The organism is Alphaproteobacteria bacterium, from assembly GCA_035625915.1.
GTDB lineage: Bacteria > Pseudomonadota > Alphaproteobacteria > JACZXZ01 > JACZXZ01 > DATDHA01.
In genome coordinates this window covers 1-5,139 of the sequence record DASPOR010000012.1, presented here as the reverse complement: position 1 = coordinate 5,139, position 5,139 = coordinate 1, and the positions used below count along the sequence as shown (strand labels likewise).

The window sequence follows — 5,139 nt, the reverse complement described above, 5'->3', positions numbered from 1 at the left end:
AGGTAACGCGGATCGAAGGCCGAACGATCACCTTTCGCGTCACGGCGCGCGACGAATTCGAACAGATTGGCGGTGGCAGCCATCAGCGGGGGGTGGTCAGCGTCTCGCGGTTCGATGAACGCGTTCAGCGCAAACTGCTCGAAAAAAAGTAGTCGGACGTCGGCTCATCGACCGCTCAAAACAGACATCTCGGCAACGACCTGCAGCCGCTCCGAACCTTAGGCGCGAGACCGGCCGACGATCCAGCCGATGAGGAAGAGCACAATCGCCGCGATCGCAGCGGCGAGGGCGTGAGTCGTATGGATGTGCGAGGAACCGGCTGAGTAGCCGGGCATGAATGTCGGCAGGGAGCCTGCCTGAGTCGTGTAGTACATCACCGCGGCAATAGCGCAAATAATCGCCAAAAGATAAGCGAGCGTTTTCATCGAAACACCTCTTCCTCCGCGCGGCGCGGGAATCCGCGCCAGGGTTCCATTAGCACGACATCGCGATCGCCGCCGACGTCGGTTCGGTCTCCGGCTCGGCGTGCGCGGCCTCGCCGCTCGCAAGGGCTGCGAGAATGCGTTCGACCAAAGCGCGGGCGGAATCGGCACTCAGTTCAATCGCCACGCGATCGCGGCCACCCTCGCCTTCGTTGGTGAAGTCGATGGCGAGCACGTGATCGAGCGGCGAATAATATGGATGGTCGAAATAGACGTTCGCCGTATCGATCCGCATCCAGCCTTTGCGGCCCTTCGCGCTACCAATGAGCGCCGTCTTTTCGACGATATAGGAGCACATGGCCTGACCCCTTTGCTTTCGGTTTGCGTTATTCCGCAGCGATGCTTGCGGTGGACGCCGCAAGATACCGATGCAAAAAAGCGAACACTTTCTTCCAACCATCGAGCGCCTGTTCGGGCCGATAGGCGTCGCGGTAAATGTTGAAGAATGCATGTCCAGCGCCGTCGTAGCGGTAGAATTCGTACGTTTTGTTGAACCGCTTGAGCACGGCCTCCGTTCTGTTCACCTGGTCGGCGGTCGGATTGGCGTCGTCATTGCCGAATATCCCCAAGAGTGGACAATTTAGTTTCTCCGTCACATCGATCGGAGCCACCGGCCGCTTCGCATTGAGATCTTTCGGATTATCGACAATCACATTGCCGCCCCAGCAGTCCACTGCGGCGTCGATTCCCGACAGCGTGCAGGCGGCGAGATAGGTGTGGCGGCCGCCAGAGCAGAACCCGATCACGCCTATTTTGCCGCTGGCGTTGGGCTGCGCGCGCAAATAAGCCATTGCGCCGGCGACGTCGCCCAGGACTTGCGCGTCGGCGACACCGCCAGCGGCGCGCACCCGCGCGCCGACATCATCGGGGCTGTCCGAACCTTCGCGGAAATACAAATGCGGCGAGATCGCCGCATAACCGTGATGAGCGAATTTGCGCACTACCTCGGTGATCCACTCGTCCCATCCGGGAAGGTGATGGATCACGACGATACCGGGACACTTTGCGGGGGCGCTTGTTCGGCGAACACTTGTTCCAGAACCAATTGGCTTTGCGTAATAGGCGTCGCCCTGATCCCCGTCGTAGCCGCGAAACACCACCGGCTCTGCCTGCAGGCCGCGATAGTGACTCATGCGCAGACCCCTGTCGGAAAAGGACACTCAAACACACACTACGCGATCACCGCGGACAGCGGTAGAGCACCGCCTTGTAGGTCATGTCGCGATCGATGAATTCTACGGTGTTGTTGGAGCGCAGCGTGAAGGTGATATCGCCCATTAGCGGTCCTCCGGCCAATTTGCACTCGACATGGGCGGCTATGCTCTGCCCGTCCTGTCTCTTATCCAGAATGGTGCAAATTCCGACGTTGGAGACGATCTCGTCGGGCGAAATCGTGACTTTGGCGGCGGCAGGATCGCTGCCATCACCCTTGCAGGCGACGTTCTGCGTATAGTTGCCCGTGAGCGGAAAATCGTCGGCGGCCAGCGCCACACTCGCAATCCCGACGCCCACCAGTGCAAGCACAGCATATCCAGCGACCGGATAAACGATGTTGAACACGCGCCTCTCTCATCCATTTTTGACGGCGCCCTCATTGTGACTTCGGCACCGTAGTCGCCGCCCCAGGGGGATATTTACCGAAAGTCGCGTCGCCGGCCAATATCGCGGGGCGTACGAACTCACAACTGAAAAAAGGCGGCGCCGGACGCCGCCTTCAAGTGGTGTATTGGCACGTTAGTGCGCGGTGAGGCCCGGAGAATCTTCCTCCACGACCGATGGCTCGGGAACATCGACAGGCTTCGCCGTCGCCTCTTCCCACACGATCGGTTCAGGCTTGCGCACGAGAGCACGCGCCAGGACCTCATCCATCCGGGAAACCGGAATGATATCGAGCCCGCTCTTGATGCTATCGTTGATCTCGACCAGGTCTTTGGCGTTCTCTTCGGGAATGAGCACGGTCTTGATGCCGCCGCGATGGGCCGCGAGGAGCTTCTCTTTTAGACCACCGATTGGCAGCACCCGGCCGCGCAGCGTGATCTCTCCTGTCATCGCCACGTCGCGATGCACCGGGATGCCCGTCATCACCGAGACAATTGCCGTAACCATGGCGACGCCCGCCGAGGGACCGTCCTTCGGCGTTGCGCCTTCCGGCACGTGCACGTGGATGTCGCGCTTATCGAATGACGGCGGCTCGATACCAAACGCCACCGCACGCATGCGGACATAGGAAGCCGCCGCAGAGATCGACTCCTTCATCACATCGCGCAGGTTGCCGGTTACCGTCATCTTGCCCTTGCCCGGCATCATGGCCGCTTCGATGGTGAGAAGCTCGCCGCCGACGTCTGTCCAGGCCAGTCCAGTGACCACGCCGACCTGATCTTCGTCCTCAACCTCGCCGAAGCGGAATTTCGGCACGCCGAGATATTCCGCTAAGACCTTGTCGGTGACTTGAACAGACTCCTTCTTCGAAATCGTCAGTTCCTTCACTGCCTTGCGGATCAGCGTCGACAGCTCGCGTTCAAGGTTGCGAACGCCCGCTTCGCGCGTGTAACGGCGAATGATCGTTAGCAATGCCTCATCGTCGACCGACCATTCCTTCGGTTCGAGTCCGTGCTTGACGATTGCGTGCGGAATGAGGTGCTTGCGGGCGATCTCGACTTTCTCGTCCTCGGTGTAACCGGCGATGCGGATGATCTCCATGCGGTCCATCAGGGGTGGCGGAATATTGAGCGTATTCGCCGTGGTGATGAACATCACGTGGGACAGGTCGTAATCGACTTCGAGATAGTGATCGTTGAACGCGTGGTTCTGCTCAGGATCGAGCACTTCGAGCAGGGCCGACGACGGATCGCCGCGGAAATCGGCCCCCATCTTATCGACTTCATCGAGCAGGAACAGCGGATTGGAAGTCTTGGCCTTCCGCATGCACTGGATGATCTTGCCCGGCATCGAACCGATATAGGTCCGCCGATGGCCGCGAATCTCCGCCTCGTCGCGCACGCCGCCGAGCGAAACGCGAACGAATTCGCGCCCGGTCGCCTTCGCGATCGACTTGCCAAGCGAGGTCTTGCCCACCCCCGGCGGTCCGACCAGACACAGGATCGGTCCCGTTAGCTTATTGGCGCGTTGTTGGACCGCGAGGTACTCGACAATGCGCTCCTTGACCTTCTCGAGGCCGTAATGATCGGCGTCGAGGATTTGTTCGGCGAGCGTAAGATCCTTCTTGATCTTCGATTTCTTGTTCCATGGGATCGACAGCAGCCAGTCGAGGTAGTTGCGCACGACGGTGGCTTCCGCCGACATTGGCGACATCTGACGCAGTTTCTTGATCTCATGCTGCGCCTTCTCGCGCGCCTCTTTCGAGAGCTTGGTGTGTTTGATCTTCTCTTCAAGCTCGGCGAGTTCGTCCTTGCCGTCCTCGTCGCCTAGCTCCTTCTGGATCGCCTTCATCTGTTCGTTGAGGTAGTATTCACGCTGCGTCTTCTCCATCTGGCGCTTGACCCGCGTGCGGATCCGCTTTTCAACCTGCAACACGGAGATTTCACTCTCCATCAGTCCGAGCACCTTTTCGAGCCGCTCGGTGACGGCAGGTGTCTCAAGGATCGTCTGCTTGTCGGGAATCTTGACCGCGAGATGCGAAGCAACGGTGTCGGCGAGCTTGGCATAGTCCTCGATTTGCTGGACCACGCCAATGACTTCCGGCGAAACCTTTTTGTTCAGCTTCACATAGCCTTCAAACTCGTTGACGACCGATCGCGCCAGGGCTTCGGCCTCGACCTGATCGCCCGATGTATCGGCGATTACAACCGCCTCGGCTTCGAAATACTCGTCGCGGTCGGTGTATTTCTTGACCTGCGCGCGCGCGGCGCCCTCGACCAGCACTTTGACGGTGCCGTCCGGCAGCTTGAGCAATTGCAGCACGCTCGCGAGCGTACCGACCGGGTAAATCGCGTCAGTCGCCGGATCATCGTCGGATGCGTTCTTCTGCGTCGCAAGCAGAATGAACGTGTCCGAGCGCATCACCTCCTCGAGAGCCTTGATCGACTTCTCGCGGCCGACGAACAGCGGAACGATCATGTGCGGGAACACGACAATGTCCCGCAGCGGCAGCACCGGATAAGCCCGGCTTTCGCCGGTCAGGAGCGGCTTAGGTTTTGCGACGCTTGTCATAGCCCACTTCCCTTTATCTTTGTATGTCCGTTTTCTTTGTATCTCCGAGGCAGTCCGCTAACTGATCTGTCGCGACAGGCCGCCGAGGAACCGGGAATAGGATCTCGGACGCCGATCGGTCCGTATCCAAAGGGCGACTGCGAAATCCGCCCGGTTTACCGCACGCGACTGCTCGTACGCGACTATCGTTCGCACACTATACGTGGCGTTGCGCCACACCCGTGTCAAGAAAGCGCGGCTTGCCCGAACCAGGTCTTCGCGGCGGCAGCTCGTCCGTCAGGCGCTCGCACTGCCGGCGTCCCCCGCTCGGTCAGACCGGTCCGCATAGATATAGAGCGGCCTCGCGCTACCCTCGACCACCTCACGCGAGATCACGACTTCTTCCACCCCTTCTAGGCTCGGTAGATCGAACATCGTGTCGAGCAAAATGCTCTCCATGATGGAACGCAGGCCGCGGGCACCGGTCTTACGGTCGATCGCCTTTCGG

General features: G+C 59.8%; 6 protein-coding genes. All 6 read right to left on the bottom strand.

From position 1 onward, the window contains the following. Positions 1–218: 218 nt before the first annotated feature. A complete protein-coding gene (locus VEJ16_01225) occupies positions 219–425 on the bottom strand; it encodes a hypothetical protein (GenBank protein HYB08273.1) in 207 nt (68 codons plus the stop codon). 49 nt (positions 426–474) lie between these two features. Next, entirely contained in the window at positions 475–780 is a 306-nt protein-coding gene (locus VEJ16_01220) for a DUF6295 family protein (GenBank protein HYB08272.1), read from the bottom strand. Between the two features lie 28 nt (positions 781–808). Continuing rightward, positions 809–1,615 (bottom strand): dienelactone hydrolase family protein, encoded by an 807-nt coding sequence (locus tag VEJ16_01215; protein HYB08271.1) that lies wholly within the window; start codon positions 1,613–1,615, stop codon positions 809–811. Positions 1,616–1,661: 46 nt separating this feature from the next. Continuing rightward, positions 1,662–2,042 carry a hypothetical protein gene (locus tag VEJ16_01210; GenBank protein ID HYB08270.1) on the bottom strand — a complete coding sequence of 127 codons (381 nt, stop codon included), beginning with the start codon at positions 2,040–2,042 and terminating at the stop codon, positions 1,662–1,664. A gap of 174 nt (positions 2,043–2,216) precedes the next feature. Further along, the gene (lon, locus tag VEJ16_01205; protein HYB08269.1) at positions 2,217–4,652 is read right to left on the bottom strand and encodes an endopeptidase La; all 2,436 of its coding nucleotides are present in this window, start codon (positions 4,650–4,652) and stop codon (positions 2,217–2,219) included. 276 nt (positions 4,653–4,928) lie between these two features. Continuing rightward, on the bottom strand, positions 4,929–5,139 hold a 211-nt coding region (locus VEJ16_01200), incomplete at its 5' end, for an ATP-dependent Clp protease ATP-binding subunit ClpX (GenBank protein ID HYB08268.1).